The organism is Affinundibacterium macrobrachii, assembly GCF_014652415.1.
GTDB lineage: Bacteria > Pseudomonadota > Gammaproteobacteria > Burkholderiales > Burkholderiaceae_D > Undibacterium > Undibacterium macrobrachii.
This window is the reverse complement of the sequence record NZ_BMYT01000001.1, coordinates 1,336,901-1,356,167: the sequence shown is the minus strand read 5'-3', so window position 1 is coordinate 1,356,167 and position 19,267 is coordinate 1,336,901. Positions and strand designations below refer to the sequence as shown.

At 44.4% G+C, this 19,267-nt stretch carries 15 protein-coding genes and 1 riboswitch; of the genes, 13 read left to right on the top strand and 2 right to left on the bottom strand.

The window, feature by feature from the left end; genetic code table 11:
• The first annotated feature begins 312 nt into the window (after window positions 1–312).
• The 7 genes from IE103_RS05920 to IE103_RS05890 all read left to right on the top strand — a co-directional run bounded on the left by IE103_RS05920 (window position 313) and on the right by IE103_RS05890 (window position 7,811).
• Entirely contained in the window at window positions 313–897 is a 585-nt protein-coding gene (locus IE103_RS05920; RefSeq protein WP_189345013.1) for a GspH/FimT family protein, read from the top strand.
• Window positions 898–1,019: 122 nt separating this feature from the next.
• Window positions 1,020–1,598, top strand: a complete 579-nt coding sequence (locus IE103_RS05915; RefSeq protein WP_189345137.1) for a GspH/FimT family pseudopilin — start codon at window positions 1,020–1,022, stop codon at window positions 1,596–1,598.
• 14 nt (window positions 1,599–1,612) lie between these two features.
• On the top strand, window positions 1,613–2,170 hold the full coding sequence (pilV, locus tag IE103_RS05910; RefSeq protein WP_189345012.1) for a type IV pilus modification protein PilV: 558 nt from the start codon (window positions 1,613–1,615) through the stop codon (window positions 2,168–2,170).
• Entirely contained in the window at window positions 2,167–3,153 is a 987-nt protein-coding gene (locus tag IE103_RS05905; protein WP_189345011.1) for a PilW family protein, read from the top strand. The genes pilV and IE103_RS05905 overlap by 4 nt, the downstream gene beginning before the upstream one ends.
• Window positions 3,150–3,698, top strand: coding sequence for a pilus assembly PilX family protein (locus IE103_RS05900; RefSeq protein ID WP_189345010.1), 549 nt, complete (start codon window positions 3,150–3,152; stop codon window positions 3,696–3,698). The genes IE103_RS05905 and IE103_RS05900 overlap by 4 nt, the downstream gene beginning before the upstream one ends.
• Window positions 3,699–3,710: 12 nt before the next feature.
• On the top strand, window positions 3,711–7,304 hold the full coding sequence (locus IE103_RS05895; RefSeq protein WP_189345009.1) for a pilus assembly protein: 3,594 nt from the start codon (window positions 3,711–3,713) through the stop codon (window positions 7,302–7,304).
• A gap of 42 nt (window positions 7,305–7,346) precedes the next feature.
• Complete coding sequence (locus tag IE103_RS05890; protein WP_189345008.1) at window positions 7,347–7,811, top strand: type IV pilin protein; 465 nt, start codon at window positions 7,347–7,349, stop codon at window positions 7,809–7,811.
• Between the two features lie 99 nt (window positions 7,812–7,910).
• On the opposite strand, the gene nrdR is transcribed toward IE103_RS05890, so the two are convergent.
• Together nrdR and glyA are read right to left on the bottom strand one after the other, a co-directional pair.
• The gene (gene nrdR, locus IE103_RS05885) at window positions 7,911–8,372 is read right to left on the bottom strand and encodes a transcriptional regulator NrdR (RefSeq protein WP_189345007.1); all 462 of its coding nucleotides are present in this window, start codon (window positions 8,370–8,372) and stop codon (window positions 7,911–7,913) included.
• A 216-nt stretch (window positions 8,373–8,588) separates the two neighbouring features.
• Window positions 8,589–9,836 carry a serine hydroxymethyltransferase gene (gene glyA, locus IE103_RS05880; protein WP_189345006.1) on the bottom strand — a complete coding sequence of 416 codons (1,248 nt, stop codon included), beginning with the start codon at window positions 9,834–9,836 and terminating at the stop codon, window positions 8,589–8,591.
• A gap of 99 nt (window positions 9,837–9,935) precedes the next feature.
• Window positions 9,936–10,067, bottom strand: a riboswitch (ZMP/ZTP riboswitch).
• A 375-nt stretch (window positions 10,068–10,442) separates the two neighbouring features.
• On the opposite strand from glyA, the gene IE103_RS05875 reads away from it, so the two are divergent.
• The 6 genes from IE103_RS05875 to IE103_RS05850 all read left to right on the top strand — a co-directional run bounded on the left by IE103_RS05875 (window position 10,443) and on the right by IE103_RS05850 (window position 19,149).
• A complete protein-coding gene (locus IE103_RS05875) occupies window positions 10,443–11,189 on the top strand; it encodes an SDR family oxidoreductase (RefSeq protein WP_189345005.1) in 747 nt (248 codons plus the stop codon).
• Between the two features lie 25 nt (window positions 11,190–11,214).
• A complete protein-coding gene (gene ybgC, locus IE103_RS05870) occupies window positions 11,215–11,622 on the top strand; it encodes a tol-pal system-associated acyl-CoA thioesterase (RefSeq protein WP_189345004.1) in 408 nt (135 codons plus the stop codon).
• Between the two features lie 120 nt (window positions 11,623–11,742).
• Window positions 11,743–12,438 carry a protein TolQ gene (gene tolQ, locus IE103_RS05865; protein ID WP_189345003.1) on the top strand — a complete coding sequence of 232 codons (696 nt, stop codon included), beginning with the start codon at window positions 11,743–11,745 and terminating at the stop codon, window positions 12,436–12,438.
• Window positions 12,439–12,456: 18 nt separating this feature from the next.
• Window positions 12,457–12,900, top strand: coding sequence for an ExbD/TolR family protein (locus IE103_RS05860; RefSeq protein WP_189345002.1), 444 nt, complete (start codon window positions 12,457–12,459; stop codon window positions 12,898–12,900).
• A 9-nt stretch (window positions 12,901–12,909) separates the two neighbouring features.
• Window positions 12,910–14,781: an autotransporter assembly complex protein TamA gene (locus tag IE103_RS05855; protein ID WP_189345001.1), complete on the top strand. Its 1,872-nt coding sequence runs from the start codon at window positions 12,910–12,912 to the stop codon at window positions 14,779–14,781.
• Window positions 14,782–14,820: 39 nt separating this feature from the next.
• Window positions 14,821–19,149, top strand: coding sequence for a translocation/assembly module TamB domain-containing protein (locus IE103_RS05850; protein ID WP_189345000.1), 4,329 nt, complete (start codon window positions 14,821–14,823; stop codon window positions 19,147–19,149).
• Window positions 19,150–19,267 lie beyond the last annotated feature (118 nt).

Below are 19,267 nucleotides of genomic sequence, written 5' to 3'. Positions count from 1 at the left end.
GCTTTTGCTTTTTACTTCTCACTTTTTACTTTTTACTTCTTACTTTTTACTCTTTACTCTTATATTTCCTCTTAACTTGCTGTACCGACTCTCTTCCGAGCACCTTTTACCTACCTGATTCCACGCTAGCTTTGTTTAAATATTCTTGATTTCCTTTCTTTGTTTTTGTTCCATTGTCCTTTTAATCCCTCGTTAATACCCTTTGCATCATGAATTGATTAATACCATAAACTTTAATTAATAAAAATAAATGTTTTTATTAATACTTATTTATGATATTTTATTTCCTTTATCTTAATCTTGGAGGGAGTAATGCATACTATTTTAAAAGAAAAAGAATGTGGTGCTTCACTGGTTGAGCTTCTTTTTGTCTTTCTCCTTATAGGATTACTTTCAGTTCTTGCTGTTGGTTCTTATTCAAGTCTAGTTCATTCGATGCGTATTTACACTGCAGCAAGTGAATTGCATGCCAGTCTGTTATATGCACGTTCTGAATCGATAAAGCATGGATTGAGTGTTGTTATCTGCAGAAGCTCGAATGCTGAAAGTAGTAATCCTCGATGTGATGACGATAACAGCGATTCAAATTCGAATTCTGGATGGGGTGATGGTTGGATAATTTATCAAGACTTGAATGGTGATGGGAAATTATCCGATAAAGATAAAATTTTAAGGTTACAAGGACGCCTATTTTCCTCTCCGCAGCAAGGTTCGATTATTCCCACGCCAAAACGTAAGTATATAAAATTCAATTCTTTGGGGCAGGTTTATGGAACCTATTTACAGTTTGCAATCAGCCGCCCAAATCAAAATTCCAGTTCAGATGGAGCTCGCTACATTTGTATCGCATCAGGAGGGCGAGCTAGGGTGGATAAGGTGCAGTGCAACGTTAAATGACTCTTTGAAATTGGCTAGCTTCTTTGAAAAATCCTCGTATCAACACTTTGTTACCGCTTATCTGAAATAAATTGCACTCGAGCATTCCTTCTGTATACTTCGTTGCATGATAGGAGTGAAAAATGCTGAATGCAAATCATCAATTGAGTCGTCTTAAAGGCGTGACTTTGGTTGAATTATTGGTTGTTATCGCGATTGCAGGAGTACTTGCTGGAATCGCCCTGCCGTCATATCGTAACTTAATGATATCAAACAGGATATCTAGTATAGTTTCTGATTTTCATAGTAATTTGCTATTGGCTCGATCCGAAGCCTTGAAGCGTGGGACAACAGTTAGTATATGTAAAAGCGCAAATGCTGAAGTTGTAGGGGCATCGTGTGATCCATCCCCTAGTGTGGCAGGAAGTAACGTTGGTTGGGGCAGCGGTTGGATTATGTTTGTCGACATTAATCGGGATGGAAACCTTAATGGTGATGACATACTTTTACGCGCACAGGGGCGCTTAATTACGAATACTCAAGACGGCGCGATAGTCCCAGCAAATGGAATTGAATTTATTAGTTTTGGCGTCACTGGTCAAACATTCACTGCAGTGAATTTTCAGATTTCAGCGCCAACCGGATTTGCAAATTTGGAAAGGGCTGTCTGTGTCGCTGTTGGCGGGCGTGCTCGAGTCGGTAAAGCCCCTGATTGCTCATAAATTTGAGGTTAGACATGAGAAAACTTAGAAATCAACGAGGCGCAACGCTGATTGAGATCATGGTCTCAATATTGGTGATGGCAATAGGTCTTTTAGGCTTGGCTAGTTTGCAAGTAAATGCGATGAAGTTTCAAAAGACTGCAAGCCAACGCTCAGAAGCTACGCAAGCAGCTTACGATCTTGGTGAGCGGATGCGAAGTAACTGGGTGATGGGAACAAATCCCGCCAACATTGCGGCAGATCGAACAGCGAATGAGGCAAAGTACACATTTAATGATGAATATTTGGTGAGCTCGAGTGCCGCACATACGCCACCCAATAATTGCAAAACAGCGACTTGTTCCACAGTTCAGATAGCTGCAAATGATGTACAAGAGTGGTTGCGCTCGCTACAACGTCGTTTAATTGGCGGTACAGGAGTTATTGTCCCAGTGGCCGGTGGTGTAGGTTCGACTTTTGACGTTACAGTGATGTGGCGTGAACCAGGCTTTGTCGACGTTGATGCAACTTGCCCTGCTGTCGCTAGAGCTCCAGCAGGTGTTCGTTGTTTTAATTTGAGATTTTCGATATGAGACACACAGCGAATTTTACATTTAAGCGGACGGCTGTAGCTGGCCGTTCTTTGGTTGAGATAATGATTGCCTTGACGATAGGCATGGTGATTTTAATTGCGATTTCTTCTCTTTTTATAGGAAATCGGCAAACATTTCGTTCGACCGACGATAAAACCAGACTTGATGAAGAAGGGCGATTGGCGCTAAGTTTGATGGCATTCCATGTTCGTATGGCGGGATATGGAACAATGATGACCTCCGACGAAAAGTATACTAGCGAGGCCCCAGGAGCAACTTATAACCAAGCATTACCTGCAACTTATACTAATTATGCAGATAGGAAAACCGGAACCGCGGTTAATGCGATCAGAGGGTGCGCTGGAGGATTTGCTGATTCTGCCACGGATGCGACAGCTCTTGTTTGTGCAGCTGGAACGACTTCTGACAGTTTTCTGGTTCGATACGTTGTCGATCAAAATATTATAGCTGCTGGTGCAGCTTTACCCACCGACTGTTTGGGAGCAAATGTCATTTTATCGCCAGCAATTCCTGAGCAAAATGGCCGACCTGGCTCGGCAGCGTATTACTTAATTGAGAACAGATTTTTTGTGCAAAACAATGCGACAACTGGTGCTCCTGAGTTGTACTGTCGTGGCAATGGGAATACACCTCCCGGTACGAATCTCGTTAATCCTGCGCAACCAGTCGCAGAAAATGTCGAAAACATGAAGGTTACCTACGGTTTGTCTACAACTGGTAGTGCGACGACACAAAATATTAATAAGTATGTTACCGCTGATCTAATGGGGCCAGGTGATTGGGAAAAAGTAGTGTCTATGCGTATTTGTATAGTAGTGCGTTCCGCCAATGATAATGTGGCCACCGCGAAGCAGGCATATCGGGACTGTAATGATAATCAAGTGGTTGCTACAGATAGGCGTTTAAGAAGCGTTTTTTCAACGACCGTGGCAATTCGTAGTCGTTCTGTGGGGGCGACATGAGGAATAATTTTAGAGCTAAGCAAGCCGGATTTGTACTTGCGATTAGTATGATTTTCTTAATTGTAATGACGATGTTGGCTGTTACTGCGATTAAGAAAGCGACGATGGATGAGAAAGTGACTGGCAATTTGCGCGCACATGATCTTGCTTTTCATGCTGCAGAAAAAGCCCTCCGATTTTGTGAAAGCAATTTAGAGCTTGCAGTTGGGTCTTTAAAAATGTGCCAGCTCCGTGTCGGTTCAACAATTATTGTCGCTCCATCTACCAAGCAAGCTGATATGAGTGATGTAACAAAAAATTTTCCTGATCAGTGGAATAATCCATTGAACTGGAAAGGTGGTGGTTCACATAACGCTACTACTTTAGTAGGTGTAAATATGATTGCTAATGTCGCTGCTCAGCCGCAATGCATGATCGAGCGATGGGAAATGCCGAACGAGCGAGGACGTGATTTTTATCCCTACGTGATCACTGCACGAGGTGTCGGAAGCGTGGATACCGCAGTAGTCTGGCTGCAAGAAGTTATTCGTTGTGGAAATAATTAATAGAGGTTCATTATGGCTATTCAAAAATCCCCTATTTCGGCGTTCGTAATTCATTTGCTGGTGGTTGCGCAAGTGTTGTTACCAATTCCAACTTTTGCAGCGATCTCTAATTTACCTCCTCTGGTGAAGGCGAACGTACCGCCAAATGTTTTTTATACTTTGGATGATTCTGGTTCAATGATGTTCGAGGTTATGCCGGACACCTTGACTCCAACTGGAAACGCCTCACTTGATGGTACGCGAACCGATAACACGAAATACTGTGGATCATCTTGCTGGGTGGTTAGAGTATTTCCATCGCCAGACGATGTTTATAACATTAACGGTGATGGGAACTATGGCACAACAAATGAGACCGTAGTTGGATTTTCAGACAATATTACAGTCGCCCGGTGGCGCTCTTCCGAAACGAATAAAGTTTATTATAACCCTGCGGTTCGCTATGATCCTTGGATAGATATCAATTCGATTTCATTGACAAATCCATATGGAAATCCCATGCCTAATGCTGATCCTACGGCAGCGAGATACAATCCGGTGACAATTTCAGGTATGTCAACCGCTACCCTCAATTTGACTGCTGAACAACCACGAAGTTTGCACTCCAATGCTTGGCTTAATGATGCAGCAAATGGAACTACGACTTCGCCAACTTGGACGGTGAACAGTACTTCTAAAACGACTTTTTACCCCGCAACATATTTTCAATACAATCCGGATAATTTACCTACATGTACAACTAGTCAATTAAGTTGCTTCAAACGGGTTGAGATTAAATCAGGTATGACTTTAACGACCAAAGCAGCAACGCGTTCAGATTGTGCCGCTAATACCTGCACTTACAATGAAGAAATAAAGAATTTTGCGAATTGGTTCCAATACTATCGTTCTCGCATGCTGACTGCGCGTGCTGGCAGTGGTCGTGCGTTTGCAAATCAAGCTTCCACCTTACGTGTTGGATTCGGCACGATTAACACGACAGGAACTAAGGTTTCTAATGTTTCCGATGATTTTGGAGTCACAAATAAGAAGAATTTTTTGAAGACATTGTATGAGAGAAAAGTTCCTGCAGCTGGTACGCCATTGAGAAAAGCGGTTGACGATATTGGACAATATTTCAAGGACACGACAGTTAATGGCCCTTGGCAAACAAAATATGGCGTTGGCGCAACTTCTGACCAATTAAGTTGTCGTCAAAATTATAATATTTTAATGACTGACGGGTACTGGAATGGTGCTGCGGCGGGATCAGGCAGAACTGGTGATTGGGATGGGCAAGATGGTTCTACAAAAACGAGTTCTGACGGAGCTACATATAAGTATGTTGCCACTAAACCATATAAAGATTCAGAATCGGATACTTTAGCCGATATTGCTATGTATTATTGGGTAAATGATTTGCGCCCTGACTGGCCGCAGGCGAAGAAGAATGTGCCACCGTCTAGAGATGGAACTGATCCCGCATTTTGGCAACATCTAGTTCAATATACTGTTGGACTTGGCGTTAAAGGGACATTGGATCCTGCTACCGATTTAGCAGCGTTGACTGCGGGTACAAAAAATTGGCCCACGGCTGCTTCGAATCAAGTCGATGATTTATGGCACGCTGCACTAAATTCTCGCGGCCGATATTTTAATGCGGGCAATCCACAAGCATTTTCAGATGCATTGAATGATGCACTCAATGAAATTGCTGCGAGATCTGGTGATGCGGCGGCTGTTGCAACATCTAAAAATACCTTAGATGTGGGATTGAAACTCTATACCTCTACTTATCAAACGTCTGATTGGTCTGGGCGCCTTGAGCAAAAGTCAGTAAATCCAACCACAGGTGTAATTATTTCGCCAAACGATTGGGATACCGATAACAAGATTCCTGTGCCAGCGTCACGAAAAATTGTCACAGCGAATTTAAGTGGTATTGGTGGGACTGATTTTGCTTTTAGTAATTTGAGTTCTGCGGATCAAAGCATTATGAATACCGCAGCGGCGGCTTATGCTCCGGCGTATACTGTTTCGGGCGCCGATATTATTGATTACATTCGAGGTGATAAGTCTAAGGAGTCTAAACCATTCCGAGCCAGACAAGTTCTACTTGGAGACTTAGTGAATTCTGATCCTCAATATGTTAAAGATGGGAGAGATGGTGGTTATATTTTCCTACCATCGGACATCAACGGTAAAACCACCTACGATCAGTTTTTAACCGATAACAGAAATAATCGCGCGCCAACAGTTTATGTTGGTAGTAATGATGGAATGTTGCATGCATTTGATGCCACCAACTCGGTAACGGGCGGTACGGAGAGATTCGCTTATATCCCTAAGGCTGTGATCCCAAATCTGCATGAATTGGCGAAGCCGAATTATGTTCATCGATTCTATGTTGATGGAACACCTATGATTGCTGATGCCGCAATAGGGACGGGTTCATCGCCATGGCGAACCGTTCTCGTCGGAACTACTGGAGCAGGTGCTAAGTCTGTTTTTGCACTAGATGTAACTAATCCTGAGTCATTTGATAAAACTAAGGTTCTGTGGGAGATTAATTCGACTACTCCTTCAATTGATAATGACCTAGGTTACACTATTGGTACTGCACAGGTTGGTGTCATGCGTGATGGACGCTGGGTTGCTATTTTTGGAAATGGCTTTGAGAGTACAAATCAAAAAGCAGTTCTATATATTGTGGATTTGAAAACTGCCGCTGTGCAAAAAATAGACACAGGAGTCGGTGGAGCCGGATCACCAAATGGGCTTTCTACACCAAAAATTCTTCTGAATGCAGATGCCACAATTAAAGCTGTTTATGCAGGTGATAAGCTTGGTAATTTATGGAAATTTGATTTTGTTACCACAGGTTCTGCACCGTCCTTCACTACTACACCTACGCTGGCATTTGGAACTGGTGCTCCGTTGTTTAGCGCAGTTGATTCTGGACGAAAACAACCAATTACGACGCAACCACAGTTGTATCCGCATCCCGAGGGTGGTTACATGGTCGTGTTTGGAACTGGCAAAATCTTCGAAGATACAGATTCTTCAACCGTCGATAAAGAAACTTTATATGGTATCTGGGACAAGGTACCAGCGAGTCAAGTGACGCAATCCCAACTGGTTGAGCAAACACTTTCAACGAGCGGAAGTTTTTATAAAGTGACTCAAAATGTTGTCGATTGGACGACGAAGCGAGGATGGTTTACTACCTTGAAAGTAATTAATGGTGAGCGTATTGTAAATGACCCAATCATGTTTGAAGATCAAGTCATTTTCACCAGCTTAATTCCAGGGAATAGTACGGATTTGTGTGTTATTGATGCATTATCCACAACGATGCAATTTAGTCCTTTGAATGGTGGTGCATTAGGTTACAAGTCTATCGACACAAATGGGGATGGTGTAGTGAATGCCTCTGACACTATGGTTAGTGGACGCCAGTCGAGTGCAACTTTTGGTACGACGATTATTCGACTTGGTAACCGCAAGGTAAAAATATTCCAAGCTGACGCGAGGACTGGTACCGTACCTGCGGCAGGATCGGACAGGCAGTTGTCTGATGGTATTCCAACAGTGCGTTTGTGGCGACAATTGATTGGGAAACAGTAGTGAGTGATAATGTCTTACTGCTAAATATGACAGAGGAAGTTTATGAATACGCGAAATAAAAGAATGGGATTTACGCTAGTTGAGTTAATGATTGTGGTTGCAATCATTTCTATCATCAGTGCGATTGCCTATCCAAGTTATCGAGAAAATATCCGACGTGGTAATCGTGCCGAGGTAAGGGCTTTGATGTTGGAAAATGCGCAATTTATGGAGCGTTTTTTTACTGAAAATAATTCATATTTGCAGACAGCCGGTGCTGCACCAACCCCACCTGTATTGCCAAACACGGTTTCTCCAAGAGGTGCGACTGGAACAAGGATAAACTACAACATCGCCTTCCGAGCAGTGCCTGCACGTACTGCAACAACTTTCGCAATTGAAGCGGTACCTACAAATGGTATGGCAAGTGATGCATGTGCGACGCTCACATATAATCATCTTGGGCAACGTGGCACCGAGGGAACTTTAACAGGTGGAATGACAACCGATACTTGTTGGTCTAAGTAATTGCCTAGACAGATTCATGGGCTAATTTAGTGCAATAACTATCGAGGCTTGATCAGTAAAAAGTTTTAAATGAGTGAAAAATAGCAGAGCGTAAATAAATTACGCTCTGCTATTTTTTTTGACTTCTTGAATCGCTTCAACAAATTCTGATACGTCTTCAAAGCTTTTGTAGACTGAGGCAAAACGAATATATGCGATTTTGTCTAGACGTTTTAATTCACGCATTACCAATTCACCAAGATGACCAGAGATAATCTCTCGCTCACCACTTGCCAAAAGTTTTTCTTCAATATGCTGAATTGCTGTATCTACAGCTTCAGCAGATACGGGACGTTTTCGAAGCGCCAACATCAAACTAGCGCGTAGTTTTGAGGATTCATACTCGGAGCGACTGCCATTTTTTTTGACAATCACCGGCATTGCTAGTTCTATTCGCTCGTAGGTGGTGAAGCGCTTATCGCAACTAGAGCAACGGCGACGTCGGCGGATACTGTCGCCTTCTTCTGATATTCTTGTATCGATGACTTGCGTTTCGTCGTGGTGGCAATAAGGGCATTTCATGATTATCTCCTAGCAGCTTTAATACGCTGTTTGCTTACTCTTATTTTAATTAGATATTCTTGTTATATTTTTTGATGAGTGTGTTGGCACAATGAATTGTGAAGGCAATTCAATTTTTCATGAATTATGCTTGATTCGGGAGAAGTTTGGTTGAGGTTCCGTCTCTGTGAATACAAAAAAAGCCACTTTGGAAAGTGGCTTTTTGTTTGCTGCGTCTTAATTTCCGTAGACCGGGAATGCAGAAGTGAGTTTCTTCACTTCTGCTTTCACACGCTCAATTGTTGCTGCATCGTTTGGATTGTCCAGTACGTCAGCAACCAAGTGGCCAATCTTTACTGCTTCCGCTTCTTTGAAGCCACGTGTTGTCAAAGCTGGGCTACCTAGGCGGATACCAGAAGTGACGAATGGTTTTTCTGGATCGTTAGGAATAGAGTTCTTGTTGCAAGTAATGTGTGCAGAACCAAGTACAGCTTCAGCAGCTTTACCTGTAATGTTTTTAGAGCGTAGATCAACCAACATCACGTGAGACTCAGTACGGCCAGAGATAATACGCAAGCCACGTTCGATCAAAGTTTTTGCCAAAGCGTCAGCGTTCTTCACGACTTGTTCTTGGTAAGCTTTAAATTCTGGGTTGAGTGCTTCTTTGAACGCAACCGCTTTACCAGCGATTACGTGCATCAATGGACCACCTTGCAAACCAGGGAAGATCGCAGAATTGATAATTTTTTCGTGTTCAGCCTTCATCAAAATGATACCGCCACGTGGGCCGCGCAAAGACTTATGCGTGGTCGAAGTCACGAAGTCAGCGTGTGGCACAGGATTTGGATAAACGCCAGCAGCGATCAAGCCTGCATAGTGTGCCATGTCGACCATGAAATACGCGCCAACTTCTTTTGCAATTTTAGCGAAGCGTTCGAAATCGATACGCAAAGAGTAAGCCGATGCACCAGCAATGATCAACTTAGGTTTAGATTCACGTGCCAAACGCTCCATTGCTTCGTAGTCGATTTCTTCTTTGTCGTTCAAGCCGTAAGAAACCACGTTGAACCATTTGCCAGACATATTCAATGGCATACCGTGTGTCAAGTGACCACCTTCGGCCAAGGACATGCCCATAATGGTATCGCCTGGTTTCAAGACAGCGAAGAACACGCCTTGGTTCGCTTGTGAGCCAGAGTTTGGTTGGACGTTAGCCGCTTCCGCACCGAAGATTTGTTTTAGGCGGTCGATTGCCAATTGCTCAACTACGTCAACGTGTTCGCAACCACCGTAGTAGCGCTTGCCTGGATAGCCTTCAGCATACTTGTTTGTCAATTGCGAGCCTTGTGCTTCCATGACAGCTGGCGAAGTATAGTTTTCAGAGGCAATCAACTCGATGTGTTCTTGTTGACGGACATTTTCGGCTTGAATCGCGGCGAGCAATTCTGGATCGATATTAGCGAGAGTGTGGTTCTTGGAGAACATGGGTTTCCTGTAGAAAAAGCGTGAAAAAATGAACTTGGATTGGGACTGATCCGTAAAAATGCGAACGCTTGCTGATACAAGTCTCAATCACTTTTACCATCGAGATACCCAGGCGTACGGCCAGAATCAAGAATCGACTCTGCAAATCTCACGCTTCACGATGGAACTCCATCTTCTGCGAGCACTTTTGGATAAAAAGTTGCTGCATTTTCGCCAGTTGCGTGAGACAAAATGGTGTTCGAATTTTACGTGAATAGGGGTGTTTCGGCAAGTTACGTAAAGGTAAATACAGCTTTCGAAAGCAGTGAAAATGCTTCGCTTTTGTAAAGCATCAATAACTTTTCGGAGGGCGGATAAGCTTTGCTAGACTCGCTTTTAGATTTGGTCATGTGCAGACCTTAGAAGGCAAACTCCGATTGTAAAGTTGAAATTTTTACATAAGTTAAAACTGAAATGACAATAAAAACGAAAGAACATGAGATCAGGTGCATGGTTAGTGAAATTGCCTAGACTTTGGGCTTTTAGGGATTTTCTAGGTAAAAGACTGGCCTTTGTTAAAAAGCTTTAAAATGTCGGTTTTACTTGTGACAAAAATAGGTGCTTCATATGTTAGTGTTAATTACAGGTGCTAGTTCTGGGTTTGGTGAGGCAATGGCACGTAAGTTTGTGCAGCATGGACATCGTGTGATTGCCGCCGCGCGGCGTTTGGAGCGCTTGCAGCAATTGCAATCCGAGTTAGGTAGTGCCTTGTACGCCGTTCAATTAGATGTTACTGACAAAGCGTCGATTGCAACGATGTTAGATAGCTTGCCGCAAGATTGGCGTGACATCGATGTCTTGGTCAACAATGCCGGTTTAGCTTTGGGCGTAGCACCCGCGCAAAATGCTAGTCTGGAAGATTGGGAAACCATGATCGATACCAATAATAAGGGATTGGTACGCATGACCCATGCATTACTGCCACACTTTATCGCAAGAAAAGCTGGTTTGATTTTAAACATTGGCTCCATTGCTGGTTCAACCGCTTATCCGGGCGGCAATGTTTATGGTGCGACAAAAGCGTTTGTTGATCAATTTACCTTGAACTTACGCGCTGATTTAATTGGCACTGGCGTTCGTGCAACGAATATTGCTCCTGGACTGTGTAGTGGTACCGAATTCTCAAATGTGCGCCTGAAAGGTGATGATGTTGCTGCAGCCAAGGTTTATCAGGGTACACAAGCCTTGACCGCGATTGATATTGCAGAGACCGCTTTTTGGATTGCCAGTTTGCCGGCGCATGTGAATATCAATTACATCGAGATGATGCCGATGTGTCAGGGCTTTGGCCCTTTAGCCATTCAACGAACTTAATTAGCGATTTTGCGAGAGCGGAACAATGACGAGTGTATTTAATTGGCCGGTGCGGGTGTATTACGAAGATACCGATGCTGGTGGCATCGTGTATTACGCCAATTATCTTCGTTACTTTGAGCGTGCTAGAACTGAGTGGCTACGTGAAATTGGCGTAGACCAAATTCATATGCGGGCTGAACATAACGCGATCTTTGTCGTCAAAGCGACTGCAGTCGAGTATCATGCGTCCGCAAGGCTAGATGACGCTTTGCGTATTACCTCGGTAGTTGAAAAAATTGGGCGAGCCTCAATTGTGTTTGCACAAGAAGCCTGGTGCGAAGAACGGAGATTAGCTAGTGCGAAAGTGACAATTTGTTGCGTTGACGTGGCACAATGGCGATCTATACCTTTACCTAGTTCAGTGTTGGCGAAAATCAATCCAAACCTTTAATTTGAGCCAGCTTAGCGTTATTAGCCAGCACCGAAAAAACAGCAGTAGGTTAGACCATAGTTAAACATTATTGTGGCAATCATCTGCATTTTAAGATTTTAGTGTTTTACAAAAATAATCATGACAGTTACTCACGATCTTTCTTTTTCCGCATTAATTTTAAATGCTTCACCATTGGTACAAATTGTGATGGCAATTTTGCTGTTGGTCTCGCTCATGAGCTGGAATTATATTTTCAGTAAAATGTTTGCGATTAAAAAAGCGCGAACTCAGACTGAACAGTTTGAACGACAATTTTGGGCGGGTGGTAACTTAGTTGAACTCTATCAACAAGCGACTGCCAATCACCGTGGAAGCCGCGATAAGACCGGCGCATTAGAGCGTATTTTTGAAGCTGGTATGAATGAATACCATAAAGTGAAAGCCGCGAATAAAGCCAGTCTCGATGCGGGAGCAATGTTGGATGGGGCGCGTCGTGCTATGCGTGCATCGTACCAACGTGAAATGGACCATCTTGAATCGCATTTATCGTTTTTAGCCTCAGTCGGTTCGGTCTCACCTTACATTGGTTTGTTGGGAACGGTATGGGGGATTATGAATTCCTTCCGTGGTTTGGCAAACGTGCAGCAAGCGACTTTGAGTGCGGTCGCCCCAGGCATTGCCGAGGCATTGATTGCTACCGCAATCGGTTTGTTTGCGGCGATTCCTGCGGTATTGGCTTATAACCGTTATTCCCACGATATTGATCGTTTGGCGATTCGTTTCGAAACTTTCATTGAAGAGTTCTCGAATATTTTGCAGAGACAATCACGCTAATCAGCCTAGGAATGATTGATGAGTTCACTCCGTGGCGAACGTAAACGCAAATTTAAAGCTGAGATCAATGTCGTGCCGTATATTGACGTTATGTTGGTGCTGTTAGTCATTTTTATGGTTGCGGCACCAATGACGAATCCAAATGTGATTAATTTACCGACTGCAGGACAATCGACTAAGCCGCCTTCAGACTTTATTGAAATCACATTAAGCCCAGATGCCTCTGCGACGATTAGCATCACCACGCGCGGTAGCACTAACGGTAATAGCAAACAAGAAGCCAAGGAAACTGGCTTGGATCGTAAACAGCTGCTACAAAAATTGCGTGAGTATCATGCCGAAAAACCAGAGTTATCGGTGTTGGTGTCGGGTGATAAAGATATTAAATACGATGAAGTGATACAAGTGATTTCTGAAGCAAAGAAATTAGGCATACAACGTGTGGGGCTCGCTACTAAGTAGTGTGTAGTCATGATTTATCATTTAAAGCGAGAAATTCGATACCCACAAAACATCGTGGCGTCAGCACTTTTATCGCTATTTGCTGGCACTGAGGCTTGCGCGCAATCACCGCAAGTGGCGACCAAACCGCCCCACATACAAGTACCAGTTCAAGTGCAAGCGCTTGAAGCACCTTCTATTAAAATCGATGGGATTTTTGCGCGGTTTTATCTAGGGGAATTAAACGGCTCACTCGCTAATTTGTTAGAAGAGCACATCCCTGCCTTGTCGGCAAATGCAGAACCACAGATCCCGACACCCGGTTTTATCCGTAAGCTACAGCGCGATATTAACGAAATCTTAGCGACTGAAGGTTATTTTTCCCCGCAAGTGCAATTTGATAAAAGTGTCGATGGTACTCGGATAGATATTCAAGTAGATCCCGGTCTGCGCACTACGATTAAATCGGTCAACATCAATTTCACGGGGGCTTTGTTATCTGCCGTGGAAGCGGGTGAAAAGGAAGCGATTGAACGTCGCGACCAACTACTAAAGACTTGGAGCTTGGTACAAGGGCAGCCGTTTCGTCAGGATGACTGGAGTCGTGCAAAGACGATGCTGATCGAAAGTTTGCGCGCTTATCGTTATGCTGGGGCAACTTTGGTGGATAGTCGCGCGAATATCGATACAGAAACGCAATCAGCGCAGCTAGAGTTGGATGTTGACAGTGGCGCCGCATTTACTGTGGGCGATTTAACTGTCACCGGATTGGAACGTTACCCCTTATGGTTGATCGATCGATTCAATCCACCTAAGAAAGGCGATGTGTATTCGAGCGCGCGCTTGTTGGATTTTCAGCGCGCTTTGCAGAATTCAGCTTACTTTTCGACGGTGGCATTTAATATTAATACCGATAGTACAAAAGCCGATGCGCTGCCGATTGAAATATCTTTGCAGGAGCGTCAAACACGTGATTTAGGTTTTGGTACCGGTTACAGCTCAAGCACGGGATTTCGTACCGAGGTCACTTATCGCGATCGGAATTTTTTTGATCGCGTATGGGATTTACGCTCAGCGCTACGGGTTGAACAAAAACGCCAACTCTCCTATGCCGATGTATATCTGCCGCCGAATGATAATAATCGTCTAGACTCATTCGGTGTGTTGTTTGAGCGATCCAATCTTGAAGGCATCTTAAAGACACATTCAGCGCTTGGTGTGAAGCGCAGCATTACGCATGGCATGGTTGAGCAACGTCTCGGACTCAACTATGTACAAGAAAAAGTAGTACAAAATGAAGATACGTCTGTAGAGCTGGAGCGTAAGAGTCGTGCTTTGGTTGCCAGTATAGGATGGACTTGGCGTGATGTAGATGATGTTTTTGCACCGCGAAAAGGCCAACGTGCGCAGTTAGATTTGGCAATGTCAGAGAGGGCGATTGTGTCCGATCAACGTTTCGCCCGTCTCTATGGCAAGTATCAATATTGGTGGCCGGTCGCTAAGCGCGATAGCGTTCTATTGAGAGTTGAGTTTGGTAAAGTGTTTAGCCCAAGTGTCGAAGGTATTCCAGAAGAGTATATGTTTCGAACTGGTGGAAGTACATCGGTACGTGGATATGCTTATCAAAGCTTGGGTGTGCGTAGTGGTGATGCGATCATTGGCGGTAGTATGATGGCCGCATCGAGTATCGAATATGTTCATTGGCGTACCGATACTTTAGGTGTCGCTGCTTTCGTTGATGCAGGAGATGCCGCGCGTAATTGGCGTGAATTTAAAATGAAACAGGGCTGGGGCCTAGGTGCGAGAATTAAAACCCCAGCAGGACCGATTGCCTTGGACGTCGCATACGGTAAAGAAGTTAAAAGATTCCGCTTAGATTTTTCTATCGCGATCGCATTTTAATTGTTCGCTTGTGCCACATTTTAAAGAGAATTTCTCAGCATGACGGATCAAAATTCATCTGCACAAGTAACTGAAAAAGACGCTGTCGAAAGTGAGGCGGCTTCGCAAGTTTCTTTGAGTCGAAACACAAAGTCGAAAAATACTGGACGTCCATTTCTCCTTGCGTCGCTTGTCCTTGTTTTAGGATTATTGTTAGGACTAATTGGGGTCGTGCAAACGCAAGCCGGTGGCCGATTTTTTTTGCAAAGTCTATCAAGTTTAAGTGGCGGCAAACTGACTTTCAGTCCTCTTCATGGTCGCTTGGCAGATCAGTTGCAAATCGATGAAGTTGTTTATCAAGATGCGCAACAAAGAATCCGTATCAATGGTTTGCAATTAAACTGGCAGTTATGGTCAATTCTCAGTGGACGTCTCGTTATTTCACAATTGAATGTTTCGACACTAAGAGTTGCTAGCCAAGCTAGTACGACGCCAGCCGCAATGCCGGTGAATTTGCAGTTACCGATTAATCTGGCGATTCAACAGGCCGCCATAGGGCGCATCGTAATAAGTGAGTTAACTAGCGATGGGCAAGAGATCAAGCCGATAGAGTTGAAGTCTGTTTTGGCAAATCTGCAAACCTCAAATCGTGAACATCAAATCGCGATGCAGCTTGATTCCGCATGGGGTGGTTTGCATTTAAAAAGTGCGATACAGACGGTACGCCCTTTTTCGCTCGGCGGTACCTTTACTTATCATGGTCAGCTCAATCAAGACTTGCCAAAGGTGTTGGTGCAAGGCAATCTAACTGGATCTTTGCAAGCATTATCGATACAGGCTCGTTCAGTGACTGCTACCAGTGAAGGATTGCGCGTCGATCCACAACAGCAAGCAAGTGCGGATCTGGATTTGCATTTGTCGCCATTCTCTACCCATCCTATCGATGCGGCGCACTTGAAGGTGCTCAGTTTAAATCCTCAATGGATTAATCAACATGCACCATTTGCAATGCTTGATATTGATGTGGATTTGCAGCCAAGCGCTACAGCATTGAAATCACCAATGACGTCTCCACCAAAACTACCCACGCAGTCTCAAGTTGATATCAAGTCGGCAGGCCAGCCTGATACTTTCAATGGCAATTTAAATGGCACGATACGCATCGTCAATCGTGCTGCACGGACGATTGATCAACAAGGCTTGCCATTTAAATTGATAGAGTCAGGTGTTGATTGGCGTGATATGCAGTTGAATTTAATCAAAACCAAAATTGAATTACTTGCCGGTAGTGTCAGTGCACAGAGCAAGCTGCAATTACGGGCGGCGAAGTTACCGTTGCTAGATTCCAAGCTTGTGTTGAAGGATTTGAATTTGGCGCAAATCGATAGTCGCATGCGCGAAAGTCGTATTCAAGGTGAAGTGCAATTGCAGTCGAAAGCTGAGCAAGGAATTGATTTTCAAGCACAATTAACCGAGCCTAGAGCGAACTTGAATGCAGAGGCGAGTTTTATCTTTAATCGTGTTGGAGATAGTGGCTTATTGCGATTTAAGCGATTGGAGTTGCAAGCGGAACAAGCGCGATTGAATGCGAGCGGCGAGGTACATTTTGATGGTGAGCGTGCCTTTAAGATGCAGGCCAAAATGACGCAATTTGATCCGGCACATTGGTGGTTGGCACCACATGGTCGAATTGATGGTGACATTATTTTGAGTGGTAATCTTGCGGGGAAAACGACGATCAAATTGCGGATTCCTAGCTTGACCGGTGAGCTTGCAGGTCAAAAAATGTTCGCGGCAGGGCAAGCGGATTGGCAGCAGTCATCTTTACTCAAATTGGATCAATTGCAAGTGCAATGGGGTAGTAATCGTTTGTCTGCGAATGGTGCTTTGGGAAGTGCGCAGTCGCAGTTGCAGTTGAATCTTGTCGCTGATGATCTGACGCATTTTGAAAGCATAACGGGATTTTCCTTAGTGGGAAAAGCGAATGCAGAGGCGGTGTTGAGTGGCAGGTTAAATGCACCAATTATTAAAGCAAAGTTGCATGCAGATGATTTGCGCTCTGCGCAGGGCTGGGCTTTGTCTAGGCTTAATGCAGATGTCGAACTCGGTTTGAGCCTACAAGATCCTTTGAGAATTCACGTTGTCGCTAGTGAGTTAAAAAGCGCCAATATTTCTTTAGATCCGGTACATAAAGATCAGCAAGGCTTGTCCATAGAGAAGCGCCATCAATTGATTGAACAACTGGAGTTGTCAATGTATGGCGTGCGTAATCAACATACGATTAATGCGCGCGCGCAATTTGATAAAGCACGTAGCTTGGTTTTCAGTGCGCAAGGCGGTCTCATGGCTGCGCTTGACGAGAAAATCAAGCCCGAAAAGAAACGATCTAATCCGATTGCCTCGGATGGCGATATGGCATGGGGCGGGCGTCTGCATCAAATGCAGTTAACTGGCTTTGGAAGAAAAGTCGATTCGACGATGGCCGACGAGGATGTGACTTTGCAAGCACCCATGCCAATCCAACTTAGTTCTACTGGTGTAAAACTAGGTTCCGCGCAATTGGTCGGCGGTTTTGGCAAGCTGGCATTAAATCATTTGGAATGGACGCCGAAATCCTTAAGCTCAAAAGCGAAATGGGATGGCATTCCAGTCATGGCCCTAACAAGATTGGTGAAGCCACAAGAGAGTCTTCACGGCGATTTACGCTTGGGTTTAGATTGGGACTTGCAGCTCAAGGATAGTGCTCGTGGAGAGATACGGCTTAGTAGGCAAGCGGGTGATTTGTATGTTCCTGATGCGGATGGTACCGGTCAAGCGATGAGTTTGGGCTTGAGTCAATTGAACTTGCAAATGCAAGTTGGTGGATTAATCGCTGGTAGTGATGCCGAGCAGGTTCGGTTAAGTATGCAGAGCGTGGGGGATCGGGTTGGTCAATGGCGTGCAAATCTGGATACGCAAATCCAAAGAGTCAATGACAAGTGGACATTTCATTCAGATGCACCGATGAAAGGTGATTTACAGGCCACCATTCCAGAATTGCAGTGGCTTGCTGGGCAACTGAGTGCCGACTTCGCGGTGAAAGGAGCCTTGAATTTAAATGCGAGCTTTGGTGGAAAATTTTCGCAGCCCGTGTATCAAGCGACTCTAGATGGGCGTAATTTAGAGCTCGCATTTGCTTCAGAAGGTTTGCTATTTCCGAATGGCGAATTGCGCGCGCATTTGAATCAAGATGTTCTGAAATTAGAGAAATTGCGATTTGCGAATAAAGTCAATTTTGTGCCTAAGCTAGAGCAGTTGCAAGATTTGAATTGGACTGGTCGCGAAGGAGAGTTCGTTGCTTCTGGAGAAGTCAACTGGCGCGAGCAAACAGGCGTTATTCAAGCGGATTGGAAAGATTTTCCTTTGCTGCAGCGTAAAGATCGCTGGTTAGTTGTGAGTGGTCAGGCAAATATTAAGCAAGTTGATAAGGTCTGGGCGCTGATTGGTAAATTGAAAGCCGATGCGGCCTATTTTAAATTGCCGAAGCTGCCGCCTCCGAGTTTGTCTAGTGACGTGTTGGTGTCGAGAGGCCTTAAGTTGCGCGATGAGGAAGTCGAGCTTGATAGTGGCAAAAAAGGCTTAAAAACCAAATTGGATTTACAGATCGATATGGGATCACGTTTTGTCTTTGTTGGTCGAGGTTTAGATACCGCTTTGACGGGTACTTTGCGATTACGCAGCAATGATAATTCGCCAGTTTATGCAAGCGGTTCTATCATCACCAATGGCGGGCAATACGAGGGTTATGGGCAGCAATTAGAAATTGAACGTGGGATTTTGAATTTCCAAGGCGCACCAAATAATCCAGCGCTGAATATTCGCGCTTTACGTAAAGGTTTGGCAGTCGAGGCAGGGGTCGACGTTACCGGTACTGTCGCGAGTCCTCAGGTGCGTTTGGTTTCAGAGCCAAATGTGCCCGACAGTGAAAAAATTTCTTGGCTGGTGTTAGGGCGAGAATCAGATCAAGTGGGCACCGCCGATGCGTCCTTGTTACTGTCGGCTGCTGGTGCCATTTTTGGTGGTGATGGAAGTCGAAATATTCCGCGCGAGTTGGTTCAAGGTTTAGGTTTTGATGAGTTTTCTATCGGCCCAGCAGAAAATGGTGGCGCATCAAAATTACCTAGTCAGACAGTCGCAGGTGCTACTTCGGTCGGATCGTCTTCCAACGATAAGGTAGTGAATATCGGCAAACGATTGAAACCGGGTTTGGTTATTTCGGTTGAGCGCGGTGTCTCGGATGCGAGTGGCGCGTTGAAATTAAGCTGGCAGTTAACGCGTCGTATACGATTTATAGGCCGATCTGGCACCGATAATTCAGCCGATGTGAAGTACAGTTTCTCTTTTAACTGATGTCGTTCCGGATGAATTTTGGGTAGTTTAGTGGGATCGAGCTTGGAAAAGCTTGCTCTGATGTTTGTTGCAAAAGACCGTTTATAATCATGCGCTAAAAGTATAATCGCCAATTTCT

What these genes read in the sequence shown, in the direction of transcription:
- IE103_RS05920 (WP_189345013.1), top strand. Translation starts at nt 313, where the DNA reads ATGCATACTATTTTAAAAGAAAAAGAATGTGGTGCTTCACTGGTTGAG.
- IE103_RS05915 (WP_189345137.1), top strand. Translation starts at nt 1,020, where the DNA reads ATGCTGAATGCAAATCATCAATTGAGTCGTCTTAAAGGCGTGACTTTG.
- pilV (WP_189345012.1), top strand. Translation starts at nt 1,613, where the DNA reads ATGAGAAAACTTAGAAATCAACGAGGCGCAACGCTGATTGAGATCATG.
- IE103_RS05905 (WP_189345011.1), top strand. Translation starts at nt 2,167, where the DNA reads ATGAGACACACAGCGAATTTTACATTTAAGCGGACGGCTGTAGCTGGC.
- IE103_RS05900 (WP_189345010.1), top strand. Translation starts at nt 3,150, where the DNA reads ATGAGGAATAATTTTAGAGCTAAGCAAGCCGGATTTGTACTTGCGATT.
- IE103_RS05895 (WP_189345009.1), top strand. Translation starts at nt 3,711, where the DNA reads ATGGCTATTCAAAAATCCCCTATTTCGGCGTTCGTAATTCATTTGCTG.
- IE103_RS05890 (WP_189345008.1), top strand. Translation starts at nt 7,347, where the DNA reads ATGAATACGCGAAATAAAAGAATGGGATTTACGCTAGTTGAGTTAATG.
- nrdR (WP_189345007.1), bottom strand. Translation starts at nt 8,372, where the DNA reads ATGAAATGCCCTTATTGCCACCACGACGAAACGCAAGTCATCGATACA.
- glyA (WP_189345006.1), bottom strand. Translation starts at nt 9,836, where the DNA reads ATGTTCTCCAAGAACCACACTCTCGCTAATATCGATCCAGAATTGCTC.
- IE103_RS05875 (WP_189345005.1), top strand. Translation starts at nt 10,443, where the DNA reads ATGTTAGTGTTAATTACAGGTGCTAGTTCTGGGTTTGGTGAGGCAATG.
- ybgC (WP_189345004.1), top strand. Translation starts at nt 11,215, where the DNA reads ATGACGAGTGTATTTAATTGGCCGGTGCGGGTGTATTACGAAGATACC.
- tolQ (WP_189345003.1), top strand. Translation starts at nt 11,743, where the DNA reads ATGACAGTTACTCACGATCTTTCTTTTTCCGCATTAATTTTAAATGCT.
- IE103_RS05860 (WP_189345002.1), top strand. Translation starts at nt 12,457, where the DNA reads ATGAGTTCACTCCGTGGCGAACGTAAACGCAAATTTAAAGCTGAGATC.
- IE103_RS05855 (WP_189345001.1), top strand. Translation starts at nt 12,910, where the DNA reads ATGATTTATCATTTAAAGCGAGAAATTCGATACCCACAAAACATCGTG.
- IE103_RS05850 (WP_189345000.1), top strand. Translation starts at nt 14,821, where the DNA reads ATGACGGATCAAAATTCATCTGCACAAGTAACTGAAAAAGACGCTGTC.